The organism is Enterobacter sp. BIDMC92, from assembly GCF_001030225.1.
Lineage (GTDB): Bacteria > Pseudomonadota > Gammaproteobacteria > Enterobacterales > Enterobacteriaceae > Enterobacter > Enterobacter sichuanensis.
Map to the genome: position 1 here is coordinate 4398356 of NZ_KQ087598.1, position 14116 is coordinate 4412471.

Here is a 14116-nt window from a genome sequence, read left to right on the forward strand (position 1 = left end):
ATCGTTCTTTATTTACATTTGTGCAACGTAGCAGGGATCAATCCTCAATTCAAAACAAATGTCAAGAGGTTGAAATGTTTCCAGGAATTTGCTGATATCGCGCCCTATCAGGCTTTGCTATTATCAGCGGTCACTGGGATGCGCTTCAGAATGCTCAAGTTCGACTCCATACTTGCCGATAGCCAGCCACAGAAACTCATTCAATGTAAAGGTGCTACAGACAACACCTGTAAGACGATAAGTAAGATGGGGAAAGCATGAGCACCATTTTGATTGTTCTCGCTGCTATGCTGGCCGGCGCATTGGTTGCAGGATGGATCTACAGGCGTCGCGTACAGCGCCGTTACCGTCTGCCCTTTTTGAATGCTTTTGCGGGTGCGAGCACGCGTAAGCTCACGCAAGACGAGCGCGATGCGGTTGAAAACTATCTTGAAATACTGAACCGTTCTCAGCTGACCCCTGGGCCAACGGGGGCCACTGCTGCGCCCGTTGCGCTAAAACTTAATGCGCAAAGCGATACCGTGCTTTGCGTGACACGCTCCATCACGCGGTATGGCATCACCACCGACGACCCCAACAAATGGCGCTATTACCTTGATTCTGTCGAAGTGCATCTGCCCCCGTCCTGGGAGCAATACATTAATGACGAAAACAGCGTTGAGCTGATCCATACCGATTCATTACCCCTGGTTATTTCACTGAACGGCCACACGCTGAATGAGTACCTTCAGGAAGCCCCGCGTTTTGCGCTTGAGCGCGCAAGTTCGACGCAGGCCTCCATCCGTGGCGAAGAGACAGAGCAGATCGAACTGCTGAACATTCGTCAGGAGACGCATGAAGAGTATGCCCTGAGCCGCCCGGACGGCATTCGTGAGGCCGTTCTGATCGTCGCCGCCTTCCTGCTCTTTTTTGTCTGCCTGCTGACGCCGGATGTGTTCGTCCCCTGGCTGGCTGGCGGCGCGGTGCTGCTGCTGGCAGCCGGTCTGTGGGGACTGTTCGCTCCGCCAGCCAAAACCTCGTTGCGTGAGATCCACTGCCTTCGCGGTACGCCCAAGCGCTGGGGTCTGTTTGGTGAAAACGATCAGGAGCATCTCAACAATATCTCGCTCGGTATTATCGACCTTATCTACCCGCGTCACTGGCAACCGTGGATCGCGCAGGACTTAGGGCAGAAAACCGATATTGATATCTACCTTGACCGCCACGTTGTGCGTCAGGGACGCTTCTTATCCCTGCATGATGAAGTAAAAAATTTCCCGCTTCAGCACTGGCTACGCAGCGCGGTCATTGCTGGCGGCGCTGCGCTGGTCTTTATCATGTTGCTGCTTTTCGTGCCGCTGGATATGCCCATCAAATTCACCCTGTCGTGGATCAAAGGGGCGCAAACCATCGAAGCGACCAGCGTCAATCAACTGGATGAAGCCGGTGTGCGCGTGGGAGACACGCTGCGCCTGAAAGGAACCGGGATGTGTAATATTCACACCCCAGGGGCGTGGAACACCCGCCAGAACTCACCGTTCACGCCGTTCGATTGCTCGCAAATTATCTGGAACGACGCACCGCCGCTGCCGCTGCCGGAGTCCGAAGTGGTGAATAAAGCCACGGCGCTTACCCAGACGGTCAACCGCCAGCTACACCCGAAACCGGACGATGATTCGCGTGTCAGCCCAGCGCTGCGCTCGGCCATTCAGAAATCGGGCATGGTTCTGTTGGATGATTTTGGTGACATCGTGCTGAAAACACAGGATCTCTGTGCCTCTCAGGACGAGTGCATACGTCTCAAAAATGCGCTGGTCAACCTGGGGAACAGTAAAGACTGGGACTCGCTGGTGAAGCGTGCCGAAGCGGGACGCCTGGATGGCGTTAACGTGCTGCTGCGCCCGGTTAGCGCTGAATCGCTGGATAACCTGGTCGCCACCTCGACATCACCGTTCATGATGCGCGAAACCACCCGTGCGGCGCAGGCGCTGAACAGCCCGGCACCCGGCGGGTTTGTGATTGTCAGCGATGAAGGCAGCGACCTGGTCGATCAGCCTTACCCGCAGGTCGCGCTTTATGACTACCCGGCACAGGAACAGTGGAGCCAGTTCCAGCGCCTGGCGCAGATGCTGATGCAGACGCCGTTCAGCGCCGAAGGCATCGTCACGAGTATTTATACCGATGCCAATGGCACCCGCCATGTCGGCCTGCACCGGATGCCGGATAGCGCAGGGTTATGGCGTTACATCGGTACCTCACTGCTGATGATCGCGATGCTTGCCGCCATTTTCTGGAACGGTGTTATGGCCCTGCGCCGCTACCAGCGTTCGCGCACCCGGCTGGCCGAGATCCAGCAATATTACGAAAACTGCCTCAATCCTAAGCTGATCCCCTCTTCTGAGAGCCTGATCTGATAACGTCGCTGCGCGACAAGATGTGCTACCCTGTCGCGCACGTTTCTTCTGGCTGGAGTTCCCCTTATGCATCTTGATATCGCCTGGCAGGAGGTTGATACCGTTCTGCTGGATATGGACGGCACGCTGCTCGATCTCGCCTTTGATAACTATTTCTGGCAAACGCTGGTTCCTGAAACCTATAGCGAGCAACAGGGGATCACCCCGGCAGAAGCGCAGGCATTCATTCGTTCGCAATATAGCGCGGTGCAACATACGCTAAACTGGTACTGTCTTGACTACTGGAGCGAGCGCCTCGGTTTAGATATTTGTGCCATGACCACCGCCCAGGGCCCACGCGCCGTTTTGCGCGAGGATACGGTTCCGTTCCTGGATGCGCTGAAAGCGAGCGGCAAGCGCCGTATCTTGCTGACCAACGCGCATCCGCATAACCTGGCCGTGAAGCTGGAACATACGGGGCTGGCGTCGCACCTTGATTTATTACTTTCCACCCACACATTTGGTTATCCGAAAGAGGATCAGCGTTTGTGGCATGCGGTGAAGGAAGAGACGGGTTTGCAGCCGGAGCGAACGCTGTTCATTGATGACAGCGAACCCATTCTGGATTCCGCCGCGACGTTTGGCATTCGCTATTGTCTGGGCGTTACCAATCCTGACTCTGGCCTGGCTGAAAAAAGCTATCTTCGCCATCCGGGACTGAACGACTATCGCCAGATGATCCCCTCACTGACTGTGAAGGAGACGCCACATGAAAGAAAAACCCTCTGACGGGGTAAGACTGGATAAATGGCTGTGGGCGGCGCGTTTTTATAAAACACGCGCCCTTGCCCGCGAGATGATTGACGGCGGTAAAGTGCATTACAACGGCCAGCGCAGCAAACCGAGCAAGCTGGTTGAGCTGAATGCCACCTTAACGCTGCGTCAGGGCAACGATGAACGAACGGTGGTGATTAAAGCCATTACCGAACAACGACGGCCCGCCTCTGAAGCCGTACTGCTTTATGAAGAGACGGCGGAAAGCATTGAAAAGCGCGAGAAGACCGCGCTGGCGCGCAAAATGAACGCGCTGACCATGCCCCACCCGGACCGGCGACCGGATAAAAAAGAGCGCCGCGATCTGATGAAATTTAAACACGGTGAGACCGAGTAACCTCACCTGCACGAGAGACTATTATGGCCCAACACGACCAATTACACCGCTATCTGTTTGAACAATTCGCCGTGCGTGGCGAGCTGGTCACCGTATCCGAAACCTGGAAACAGATTCTGGAAAACCACACCTACCCGCTGCCGGTGAAAACCCTGTTGGGCGAACTGCTGGTTGCCACCAGCCTGCTGACCGCTACGCTGAAATTTGCCGGTGATATCACCGTGCAGCTGCAGGGTGACGGCCCGATGTCGCTGGCAGTCATCAACGGCAATAACCAGCAGCAGATGCGTGGCGTGGCGCGCGTTCAGGGCGACGTGCCTGAAAATGCCGACCTCAAAACGCTGGTGGGTAATGGTTACCTGGTGATCACTATCTCCCCGGAGGAAGGTGAGCGCTATCAGGGTGTGGTCGGTCTGGAAGGCGACACCCTGGCAGCCTGCCTGGAAGATTACTTCATGCGTTCTGAACAGCTGCCAACACGTCTGTTTATCCGCACCGGTGAAGTGGACGGCCAGCCTGCTGCGGGCGGTATGCTGCTGCAGGTTCTGCCGGCACAGGATGCTCAGACCAATGATTTCGAACACCTGGCAACGCTGACCGAAACCATCAAGGCAGAAGAGCTGTTCAACCTGTCGGCGACCGACGTGCTGTGGCGTCTGTACCACGAGGAAGAAGTGACCGTCTACGACCCGCAGACTGTGGAGTTTAAGTGCACCTGCTCTCGCGAGCGTTGCGCTGGCGCGCTGAAAACCCTGCCTGATGAAGAGATCGACAGCATCATGGCGGAAGATGGCGAAATTGATATGCACTGTGACTACTGCGGTACGCACTACGTGTTCAATTCAATGGATATCGCTGAGATCCGCAACAATGCCTCCCCGGCGGATCCGCAGGTCCACTAAGCTCTGAGCCTGTTGCCCGGCGGCGCTATGCTTGCACGGGCCTACAATGAATTGTGCAATATATTGATATGATTGCCAATTGTAGGCCAGGTAAGCGTAGCGCCACCTGGCAAGAAAGGGCACTAACGCCATTGCGCGTTATTGTAACTGTCGTAACTCATATCGACACGTTCCCCGAATATCTCAATATCCGACCAGGGTTTCACAACAGATTTCACCTTACCCTGCCGTAATGCACGGTCAAGTTCTTCTCTGGTCAATGCTTCCGGCATTTTCCACGCGTCCCCGGCGATCCGCCACCCTGTGTCGGTTTGTGTATAAGCCACGATCGTGCGATCGGTAAATTGATACAACACGGCTTCCGGCTTGCCGTCCCCGTTAAGATCCAGCGGCATGAGTAAGCAGTTACTCTGGGCACTATCGCAGCTCTCAAAGCGATACTGATTGCTGAGCATGGCTTGCCACAATGCCTTCTCAGGACGGGCCATACCCGGTGCGAGCTGGATCTGTTTTTCCAGCATCGCGGCGGTCATCTTCATTGCCCCGTTAGGGTTCCCGGAGAGAAGACCATTTATCTCACGCTGGCGTTTTGGGTTAGAGATAAACTGCGGATCGTTTTTAAGCATGAGCATCGCTTCCCGCCCCTTCCGTCCAGTGTTACTGAGCATATAAAGGCTGACCTGATCCGCAGTTATTCTGCCATCCTGATAACGGGCCATATGGCTTGCAACGCTGATACGTCCCGGGTCAAGCACAGGGGTGTGGATCAAAATCAGGAAGGCGAGAGAAAGCAATCCAGCGGCCGGTGTAACGTACGCCTGAATCTTTTGCGGTTCACGGTGGTTAAAAACAACGCTGACACAAAAACCGACTGCCCATACCAGCGCCACTGTCGTTATCAAAACGCCGTAAAGACGCTCCGGGGACCAGCCATACTGTGAAATACGCAGCCAAAGCGCCCAGGCTGCAAGAATGGGATAAGCAGGCGAAATAGCGACGGCCAGTCGAACCATTCCACGAAGAGGTCCGTAGTAAGGAAGCACTTGACGTTGCGGATGCCAGACTATCGTTACCAGAAATAACAGCAATAGCGCTAATGTGGTTAACAATCCCGCTGCGGATATCCGCGCTGAAATGGCCTCAAAGCCAACAAAGGGCAATGCGCCAATAAAGAGCAGCGCTAACGCTGCCATCAGAGGAAGCAGGCCGGTCGCAATAAGCGTGAGCAGATTTTGCAATGCCAGAATCAGCCGTACCTGCACGCGGGCCAGCACCACCGCACTTGCCGAAACCACACCAATCGCCACTGAAATAAACCCGTCAGTATTGAAGAAAAGGCGATCAAAAAAGCGTATACCAATGAGTTCGAACAGTTCAGCCCAGAGGAAAAGCACTAGCCAGAAGAAGCCATTCGAGATAACAACAAGGAGTAGTGTCAGGGCGTTATGCCAGTTTTTATCGTAAAAATAGCTGTAAAACGAATCCGTTGACTCGGGCTCCAGACACCTTTGAAGCCATGGCAGCAGGAAAAGCGTCATTAGCAGAAGGTGAACGCCGAAAAAGAGCACGGCCTCTCTGATATCCCAGCTCTCCAGGCCAGCAACGCTCCACTTAAGCCAGCCCCCCATAGCCGCGACAACCACACCAATAGTCCCCAGCGCCAGCCACAAAAGTGACTTTCTGAACGAGGTGATTGCTAGTGAGAACGTGGTGGTCACCATTACGGTGGCAGGTATCACACATAGCAACCACAGCGTATCAGCGGGCAATTTCGCGTACCCGGTATACCACGTGATTAAATAGCATATTACTCCCTGCAATGCGCCCGCCAGCACCACAGCTATGCGCGTAGAAGGTGATAACGTCCCGCTGTTTTCCATCTTTCATCCCTTGTTCACGAAAAGCCTATTGTTTCACCCATGAGATTAATTCGCACCCACCACAAAATCCGAAATCTCTTGCGTACCAGATGTACATCGTGCTTCATAATGTAACACTTACGTAATTTTCTTACGTGTATGCGATTACATTCACATTCCTTCCGATAAAATCACCAGCGTTTAACCTTTTCGGAACATTTTCCCCAACAAAAAAGCGATTCCTGCGATAATCCGCCTGCACTGTGACTGGAGTCGCAGCGTTTTCCGTTAGTAAGGGTTTTGTCCAGATGCGTAAATCTATGAGCCCCGTCGCGGTTAGCAACCTCAGAAAAACCCTACAATTTTAGGCAGTACATATTGGCTAAGGAGCAGTGATATGCGTGTTACTGGTTTAACCCCGCAAGATCTCAAGGCTTATGGTATTCACGACGTCCAGGAAATCGTCTACAACCCCGACTACGATACGCTGTATCAGGAAGAGCTCAATCCAGCACTGGAAGGATACGAGCGCGGTGTGTTGACGAATCTTGGTGCTATCGCCGTCGATACCGGTATCTTTACCGGTCGTTCGCCGAAAGATAAGTATATCGTCCGTGACGAAACCACCCGCGATACGCTGTGGTGGGCTGACAAGGGCAAAGGAAAGAACGATAACAAACCGCTCTCTCCGGAAACCTGGCAGCATCTGAAAGGGCTCGTCACTCATCAACTTTCCGGCAAGCGTCTGTTCATTGTCGACGCTTTCTGCGGCGCTAACGCCGACACCCGTCTCTCCGTACGTTTTATCACCGAAGTGGCCTGGCAGGCGCATTTCGTGAAAAACATGTTTATTCGTCCAACCGACGAAGAGCTGCAGGATTTCACCCCAGATTTCATTGTGATGAACGGCGCGAAATGCACGAACCCACAGTGGAAAGAGCAGGGTCTGAACTCCGAAAACTTTGTTGCCTTCAACCTGACCGAGCGTATCCAGCTGATTGGCGGTACCTGGTACGGTGGCGAAATGAAGAAAGGGATGTTCTCCGTCATGAACTACCTGCTGCCGCTGCGGGGCATCGCCTCCATGCACTGCTCGGCGAACGTCGGGGAAAAAGGCGACGTGGCGGTGTTCTTTGGTCTTTCCGGCACCGGGAAAACTACGCTGTCCACCGATCCAAAACGTCGTCTGATTGGCGATGACGAACACGGCTGGGATGACGACGGCGTATTCAACTTTGAAGGCGGCTGCTACGCGAAGACCATTCGTCTTTCTGAAGAGGCCGAACCGGATATCTTCCACGCCATCCGTCGCGATGCGCTACTGGAAAACGTCACCGTGCGTGCTGATGGCTCCATCGACTTCGACGATGCGTCGAAAACGGAAAACACCCGCGTCTCTTATCCGATCTACCACATCGACAATATCGTCAAGCCGGTGTCAAAAGCGGGTCATGCCACGAAGGTCATTTTCCTGACGGCGGATGCGTTCGGCGTGCTGCCTCCGGTCTCTCGCCTGACCGCCAGCCAGACGCAGTACCACTTCCTCTCCGGCTTCACCGCGAAGCTGGCCGGTACCGAGCGCGGCGTGACGGAGCCAACCCCGACCTTCTCCGCCTGCTTCGGCGCGGCTTTCCTGTCGCTGCACCCGACGCAGTACGCGGAAGTGCTGGTGAAACGCATGCAGGCATCCGGGGCACAGGCATATCTGGTAAACACCGGCTGGAATGGCACCGGCAAGCGTATCTCCATCAAAGATACCCGCGCCATTATCGACGCCATTCTGGATGGTTCTCTGGACGACGCCGAAACCTTCACGCTGCCGATGTTTGATCTGGCCATCCCGACGTCGCTGCCGGGTGTGGATACGCATATCCTCGACCCGCGCAATACGTACGGTTCGCCGGAGCAGTGGCGTGAAAAAGCGGAATCGCTGGCGAAACTGTTTATTGAGAACTTCGAGAAGTATACCGATACCCCGGCAGGTGCTGCGCTGGTGAGTGCGGGACCGAAGCTGTAGGTAAAAACAAAAAGGCAACGAAAGTTGCCTTTTTTAATGTTTTCTCCCTCTCCCCGTGAGAGAGGGTCGGGGTGAGGGCATTAGACCACACTATCCCTCTTTCACCTGCCCCCGCGTGACCGGCACCGGCAACCAGGCGCGAATACTCAAACCGCCCCGCTCGCTGGTACCAATCTCCAGCAACCCGTTATGGTTATCCACAATACGCTGCACAATCGCCAGGCCCAGGCCCGTACCGCTGGTGCTGCGGGCGCTGTCGCCGCGCACAAACGGCTGGAACAGATGCTTACGCTGCTCCGGCTTAATGCCAGGACCGTCGTCTTCGACCTGGAACCAGGCGCGGTTGAGCTCCGATCCGCTGCTCACCTTGATCCAGCCATTGCCGTAGCGCGCCGCGTTGACCACCATGTTCGCTACCGCGCGCTTAATGGAGAGCGGGTGCATGCGAACCTGAATTTCACCCGCCTGAAGGTCGGTATCAATTTCACGTTCATAGCCACTTTCCGCTGCCACCACTTCACCCAGCACCGCGTTCAGATCGGCCATCTCCATCGGCATCTCCTGCCCGGTGCGCAGGTAGTCGATGAACTGCTCGATGATGGCGTTACACTCTTCGATATCCTTGTTGATGGACTCGGCGAGATAGCCGTCTTCTTCTCCCATCATCTCCGTCGCCAGACGGATACGCGTGAGCGGCGTGCGCAGGTCATGGCTGACCCCCGCCATCAGCAGCGTACGATCATCCGCCAGCTGCTTCACGCCTGCCGCCATATGGTTAAACGCACGCGTCACCGAACGGACTTCCGAAGCGCCATACTCGCGCAGCGGGGGAGGAATAATGCCTTTACCGACCTGCAGCGCCGCGTGCTCCAGGTCGACCAGCGGTCGGTTCTGTATACGGATAAACAGCCACGCACCGCCTATCGCCAGCAGCATAATCGCCAGGGTGTAGCGGAACAGCGGCGAGAAATCGCCCTGATGGATTTCGGTCAGCGGGACGCGCACCCAGATGTTGGGCGACAGCCAGGTTTTCAGCCAGACGACAGGCGAGCTTTTGTTTACCTCAACGCGCACTTCCGTTGGGCCGCCCAGCTGCTGCGCCATCTGCTGACTGAGAAATTCGTAGTGCTGCGCCCAGCGCAGGCCAGCGTCTTCCGCCGCTTCATTGGAATAGAGCGAAATGCCCAGCTCACGGTAGATTTCGCGGCGAAACGCCGGAGGCACAACCAGTTGCGTGCCATCCTCCAGCTGCAGCTTATCGGTCATCAGCATACGGACTTCATAGGCCAGGACCTTATTAAACTGCTGGAGGCTAGGCAAAATTGCAAAGTTCAGCACGACCAGGTAGGTCGTCACCAGGCTGACGAACAGCAGGGTGACGATCAGTAACAGGGTGCGGGCAAACGAGCTTCGCGGTGAGAAGCGCATTCGCCTCATGCTTTAGAGCCGTCCGGGACGAACACGTAGCCCAGACCCCAAACGGTCTGAATATAACGAGGATGCGCTGGATCTTCTTCCACCATGCGACGCAGACGGGAAATCTGCACGTCGATGGAGCGTTCCATTGCGGAGTATTCACGACCACGCGCGAGGTTCATCAGCTTGTCACGGGAGAGCGGTTCACGCGGGTGGCTGACCAGCGCTTTCAGCACCGCAAACTCGCCGCTGGTGAGCGGCATAGGCTCGTCTTCACGGAACATCTCGCGCGTGCCGAGATTCAGCTTAAACTTGCCGAAGGCGATGACGGCTTCTTCCTGCGACGGTGCGCCCGGCAGTTCGTTCGCCTGACGACGCAGCACAGCACGAATACGCGCCAGCAGTTCACGCGGGTTAAACGGTTTAGGAATGTAGTCGTCCGCGCCGATTTCGAGGCCCACGATACGGTCCACTTCCTCGCCCTTCGCCGTCACCATGATGATCGGCATCGGGTTGCTCTGGCTACGCAGACGGCGGCAGATCGAGAGCCCGTCTTCACCAGGCAGCATCAGGTCGAGAACCATCAGGTGGAAAGATTCACGGGTCAGCAGACGGTCCATCTGCTCAGCGTTCGCGACGCTACGAACCTGGAAGCCCTGCTCGGTCAGATAACGTTCCAGCAGCGCACGCAGGCGCATGTCGTCATCCACGACCAGAATTTTGTAGTTCTCTTGCATTGTGTGTACTCCCAAAGGTTCGGATAGTCTAATAACAGCGTATTCTAAAAAAGTGCACGTGTTCGACCAGCTAATTCTGGTATAAATTCTAGTCGAAATTGTTACAAAGCATATTTAACAGCAGCTTATCTGCACATTTCATCACATAAATCATTATTAACGCTGTCAGATATGCGATGTGATACGTAATGTGCGCAAGGTTTGCAATGATGTCGAGTCTGAAGGTCACCCAATGAAAACGCCCCTGATCACCCGCGAAGGGTACGAAAAACTCAAAAAAGAGATGGACACCCTGTGGCGCGAAGAGCGCCCTGAAGTGACCAAAAAAGTGACCTGGGCAGCAAGCCTGGGCGATCGCAGCGAAAACGCTGACTACCAGTACAACAAAAAGCGGCTGCGTGAGATCGACCGCCGGGTACGCTATCTGACCAAATGCCTTGAGAACCTTAAAATTGTCGATTACTCCCCGCAGCAGGAGGGCAAAGTGTTCTTTGGCGCGTGGGTTGAAATTGAGAACGACAACGGTGATACCCTGCGTTTTCGCATTGTCGGCTACGATGAAATTTTTGGTCGTAAGGATTACATCTCCATCGACTCCCCAATGGCCCGCGCGCTGCTGAAAAAAGAGGTGGGCGACCTCGCCGTCGTGCAGACACCCGCCGGTGAAGCCAGCTGGTACGTCAATGAGATCGTCTACGTAAAATAGTCCGAGAGCGCCCTCCCCGGCTGGCATTTTGCCGTGTCAGCCCGTATAACTATCCCCTGATTTTTGACCCACAAGATGATAAAGCCATGATGAAAGATTCGCTCTGCCGCATTATTGCGGGTGAACTTCAGGCCAGAGCCGAACAGGTAGAAGCTGCCGTTCGCCTGCTTGATGAAGGGAACACCGTGCCGTTTATTGCACGTTATCGTAAGGAAGTCACCGGCGGGCTGGATGACACGCAGCTGCGTAACCTGGAAACCCGTCTGGGTTATCTGCGCGAACTGGAAGAACGTCGTCAGGCGATCCTCAAATCCATCGGCGAACAGGGCAAACTGACCAGCGAGCTGGAAACCGCCATTAACGGCACCCTGAGCAAAACCGAGCTCGAAGACCTCTATCTGCCGTACAAGCCGAAGCGCCGCACGCGCGGGCAGATTGCGATTGAAGCGGGACTCGAGCCGCTGGCAGAGCTGCTGTGGAACACGCCGTCACATGACCCGGAAACCGAAGCGGCGAAATTTATCGATGCCGATAAAGGCGTGGCGGACACCAAAGCCGCTCTTGATGGCGCACGCTACATTCTGATGGAGCGCTTCGCCGAAGACGCGGCCCTGCTTGCCAAAGTGCGTGATTACCTGTGGAAGAATGCACACATCGTCTCTACCGTCGTCGCGGGTAAAGAGGAAGAGGGCGCGAAATTCCGCGACTACTTCGATCATCACGAACCGATTTCTACCACCCCTTCTCACCGTGCGCTGGCGATGTTCCGTGGCCGCAACGAAGGCGTGCTGCAGCTCTCCCTGAACGCCGACCCGCAGTTTGACGAGCCGCCGAAAGAGAGCCACTGTGAGCAGATCATCATCGACCATCTTGGCCTGCGCCTGAACAACGCCCCGGCAGACAGCTGGCGTAAAGGCGTGGTCAGTTGGACCTGGCGCATCAAAGTGCTGATGCACCTCGAAACCGAGCTGATGGGCACCGTGCGTGAGCGCGCCGAAGATGAAGCGATCAACGTCTTCGCCCGTAACCTGCACGACCTGCTGATGGCCGCCCCTGCGGGCCTGCGTGCCACCATGGGTCTCGATCCGGGGCTGCGTACCGGCGTGAAGGTGGCCGTCGTGGACGGCACCGGTAAACTGGTCGCTACCGACACCATCTATCCGCACACCGGCCAGGCCGCCAAAGCGGCCGTCGTGGTGGCCGCGCTGTGCGAGAAGTACAACGTGGAGCTGGTCGCCATCGGCAACGGTACGGCGTCCCGCGAAACCGAACGTTTCTACCTCGACGTGCAGAAGCAGTTCCCGAAAGTGACGGCGCAGAAAGTGATCGTCAGCGAAGCAGGGGCCTCCGTCTATTCCGCGTCCGAGCTGGCAGCGCAGGAGTTCCCGGACCTGGACGTTTCTCTGCGCGGTGCGGTCTCGATCGCCCGTCGCCTGCAGGATCCGCTGGCAGAGCTGGTGAAAATCGATCCGAAATCCATCGGCGTGGGCCAGTATCAGCACGACGTGAGCCAGACTCAGCTGGCGCGTAAGCTGGATGCGGTGGTGGAAGACTGTGTAAACGCCGTCGGCGTGGACCTGAACACCGCCTCCGTTCCTCTGCTGACTCGCGTGGCGGGCTTAACCCGCATGATGGCGCAGAACATCGTCGCCTGGCGCGATGAGAACGGTCAGTTCCAGAACCGCCAGCAACTGCTGAAGGTAAGCCGTCTGGGGCCAAAAGCGTTTGAGCAGTGCGCGGGCTTCCTGCGCATCAACCATGGCGATAACCCGCTGGATGCCTCCACCGTCCACCCGGAAGCGTACCCGGTGGTGGAACGCATTCTGGCCGCCACCCAGCAGGCGCTGAAAGATCTGATGGGCGACAGCAGCGCCCTGCGCAACCTGAAAGCCGCTGATTTCACTGACGACAAGTTTGGTGTGCCTACCGTTACCGACATCATCAAAGAGCTGGAAAAGCCGGGCCGCGATCCGCGCCCTGAGTTTAAAACAGCGACCTTTGCCGACGGTATCGAGACCATGAACGACCTGCTTCCGGGCATGGTGCTGGAAGGCGCAGTGACCAACGTCACCAACTTTGGCGCATTTGTCGATATCGGCGTGCATCAGGATGGTCTGGTGCATATCTCATCGCTTGCCGACAAGTTCGTTGAAGACCCGCATACCGTGGTCAAAGCGGGCGACATCGTGAAGGTTAAAGTGCTGGAAGTGGATCTGCAGCGCAAGCGAATCGCCCTGACCATGCGTCTGGACGAGCAGCCAGGTGAAACCAGCGCGCGCCGCGGCGCTAACGGTGGCGGTCGCGAGCAGCAGCGCCCGGCCGCTAAAGGCGCGAAACCGCGCGGACGTGATGCCCAGCCTGCAGGCAACAGCGCGATGATGGATGCGCTGGCGGCCGCGATGGGTAAGAAACGCTAACCCCTCACCCTAACCCTCTCCCCAACGGGGAGAGGGGACAAATTATACCGTAATATATGAAACCGATTGCACATCCATATTTAAACCGCGAATTATCACCCCGTTAACAAATACTCTCCTTTTCGTTTTCCCGTCATTTCAGCAAATATTGAGCAAGGTCAAACAGGCCGTAAATTAATACCGCAAACAACATTCCGTCACAGTTTTAATATTGCTGATAAAAACTATTCTCATTATCATCGCATAGTAGATTATTTAACCTTTCGTGGAATCAGGCATTATGCAATTCACTCCAGACAGTGCATGGAAGATTACCGGTTTTACCCGCGAAATTAGCCCGGCCTATCGGCAAAAGCTGCTGTCACTGGGCATGCTGCCCGGCTCGTCATTCCAGGTGGTACGCGTGGCCCCATTAGGCGATCCGGTTCATATCGAAACCCGACGCGTGAATCTGGTACTGCGTAAGAAAGACCTCGCATTAATAGAAGTCGAAGCCTTATCCCGATAACAAGCCAGCGG

11 protein-coding genes are annotated in these 14116 nt (G+C 55.7%); 8 read left to right on the forward strand and 3 right to left on the reverse strand.

All coding sequences use genetic code 11. The features are described 5' to 3' along the window. Positions 1–257: 257 nt before the first annotated feature. The 4 genes from SP99_RS20725 to hslO all read left to right on the forward strand — a co-directional run bounded on the left by SP99_RS20725 (position 258) and on the right by hslO (position 4445). Complete coding sequence (locus tag SP99_RS20725) at positions 258–2393, forward strand: intracellular growth attenuator family protein (protein WP_045285980.1); 2136 nt, start codon at positions 258–260, stop codon at positions 2391–2393. Positions 2394–2459: 66 nt separating this feature from the next. Beyond that, positions 2460–3161, forward strand: a complete 702-nt coding sequence (yrfG, locus tag SP99_RS20730; RefSeq protein ID WP_025758101.1) for a GMP/IMP nucleotidase — start codon at positions 2460–2462, stop codon at positions 3159–3161. Next, on the forward strand, positions 3142–3543 hold the full coding sequence (gene hslR / locus SP99_RS20735; protein ID WP_025758102.1) for a ribosome-associated heat shock protein Hsp15: 402 nt from the start codon (positions 3142–3144) through the stop codon (positions 3541–3543). The genes yrfG and hslR overlap by 20 nt, the downstream gene beginning before the upstream one ends. A gap of 23 nt (positions 3544–3566) precedes the next feature. Continuing rightward, positions 3567–4445, forward strand: coding sequence for an Hsp33 family molecular chaperone HslO (gene hslO, locus SP99_RS20740; protein ID WP_025758104.1), 879 nt, complete (start codon positions 3567–3569; stop codon positions 4443–4445). Between the two features lie 122 nt (positions 4446–4567). Here hslO and SP99_RS20745 read toward each other — a convergent pair whose 3' ends face one another. Continuing rightward, entirely contained in the window at positions 4568–6325 is a 1758-nt protein-coding gene (locus tag SP99_RS20745) for a DUF4153 domain-containing protein (protein WP_047959617.1), read from the reverse strand. 376 nt (positions 6326–6701) lie between these two features. Between SP99_RS20745 and pckA the strand changes: the two genes are divergently transcribed. Continuing rightward, entirely contained in the window at positions 6702–8321 is a 1620-nt protein-coding gene (gene pckA / locus SP99_RS20750; protein ID WP_023309493.1) for a phosphoenolpyruvate carboxykinase (ATP), read from the forward strand. A gap of 90 nt (positions 8322–8411) precedes the next feature. Here pckA and envZ read toward each other — a convergent pair whose 3' ends face one another. Both envZ and ompR read right to left on the reverse strand, forming a co-directional pair. Further along, the gene (envZ, locus tag SP99_RS20755; RefSeq protein WP_029882169.1) at positions 8412–9758 is read right to left on the reverse strand and encodes a two-component system sensor histidine kinase EnvZ; all 1347 of its coding nucleotides are present in this window, start codon (positions 9756–9758) and stop codon (positions 8412–8414) included. Continuing rightward, positions 9755–10474 carry an osmolarity response regulator transcription factor OmpR gene (gene ompR / locus SP99_RS20760; protein WP_001157751.1) on the reverse strand — a complete coding sequence of 240 codons (720 nt, stop codon included), beginning with the start codon at positions 10472–10474 and terminating at the stop codon, positions 9755–9757. Before ompR ends, envZ begins: the two co-directional genes overlap by 4 nt. 232 nt (positions 10475–10706) lie before the next feature. Between ompR and greB the strand changes: the two genes are divergently transcribed. The 3 genes from greB (at position 10707) to feoA (ending at position 14105) form a co-directional block, all read left to right on the forward strand. Further along, positions 10707–11180, forward strand: a complete 474-nt coding sequence (greB, locus tag SP99_RS20765; RefSeq protein ID WP_045285981.1) for a transcription elongation factor GreB — start codon at positions 10707–10709, stop codon at positions 11178–11180. An 86-nt stretch (positions 11181–11266) separates the two neighbouring features. Continuing rightward, positions 11267–13597: a Tex family protein gene (locus SP99_RS20770; RefSeq protein ID WP_047959618.1), complete on the forward strand. Its 2331-nt coding sequence runs from the start codon at positions 11267–11269 to the stop codon at positions 13595–13597. A 280-nt stretch (positions 13598–13877) separates the two neighbouring features. Beyond that, positions 13878–14105: a ferrous iron transporter A gene (feoA, locus tag SP99_RS20775; RefSeq protein WP_008503050.1), complete on the forward strand. Its 228-nt coding sequence runs from the start codon at positions 13878–13880 to the stop codon at positions 14103–14105. Positions 14106–14116: the final 11 nt, after the last annotated feature.